The organism is Streptococcus cristatus (assembly GCF_003943535.1).
GTDB classification, from domain to species: Bacteria; Bacillota; Bacilli; order Lactobacillales; family Streptococcaceae; genus Streptococcus; species Streptococcus cristatus_L.
In genome coordinates, this window is the sequence record NZ_RJPU01000024.1 from 1 (window position 1) to 1,148 (window position 1,148).

The 1,148-nt window shown below is 46.0% G+C and carries 1 protein-coding gene; it reads left to right on the forward strand.

Annotation, left to right across the window (positions count from 1 at the left end; genetic code table 11):
- Window positions 1–1,148, forward strand: a 1,148-nt coding sequence (locus tag D8790_RS10625) for a mucin-binding protein (RefSeq protein ID WP_514133005.1), incomplete at both ends; no start/stop codon positions are given.

Sequence of the window (1,148 nt, forward strand, 5' to 3'; positions counted from 1 at the left end):
GTACAGGTGANCGNNACCGTGTAACTGACAAGAAGACTTACGGTGCATGGACACCAGCTACGAAAGAATTGGCTCAAGAAGCTACACCAGTCGTAACTGGATTTGTGGCAGATAAGGCTAATGTAGCAGCGAAGACAGTGACTCCTGATGATAAGGATAGCGAAGAAGTTGTACAATACAAGAAGCTCGGTTCATACGTACCAAATGTACCAGACGGACTTCCAAAAGTACCAAACCTTCCATATCCAAATGATCCAACAAATCCAACAAAACCAGGCACTGACCTTCCAGTAGTTCCAGATGTACCAGGCACTACACCAGTAGGTCCAGATGGTACTACACCATTGACACCGAAAGATCCGAGCGATCCAAGCAAGGGATACAACCCACCACCAATTCCAAGTGATCCAACTCAGGATACACCAATCAACTTCGTGAAGGATGGTCAAAAAGCGATTATCAGCTTCGTAGACCAAACTGACGGTAATAAGGAATTGACGAAGGTAGTTGAAAGCGGTAAGTCAGGTGAGCCAATCGGTACAACCAACTACGCAGCTCGTCTGAAAGAATTGACAGACAAGGGCTATGAAGTTGTAACGGATGAGTTCGCAGGACCTAAGACCTTCGATAATGACGATAAGAAGGATCAAACCTTCACCGTTACTCTTCGTCAAGGTACAGAGAAGATTACAGACCCAGCTAAGCTCAACAAGAAAGTATCACGTACCATCAAGTACGAATACGCAGATGGTCAAACAGCGGGTCGTCCAGCTCTGAAAGCTCCAGTAACTCAAGAAGCAGCTTTCACACGTACAGGTGAACGTAACCGTGTAACTGGTAAGGAAACCTTCACTGCATGGACACCAGCTACGAAAGAATTGGCCCAAGAAGCTACACCAGTCGTAACTGGATTCGTGGCAGATAAGGCNAATGTAGCAGCGAAGACAGTGACTCCTGATGATAAGGATAGCGAAGAAACAGTTAAGTACAGCAAACTTGGTTCATACGTACCAAATGTACCAGACGGACTTCCAAAAGTACCAAACCTTCCATATCCAAACGATCCAACAGATCCAAGCAAACCAGGTACTGATCTTCCAGTGATTCCACATGTACCAGGAACTACACCAGTAGGCCCAGATGGCACA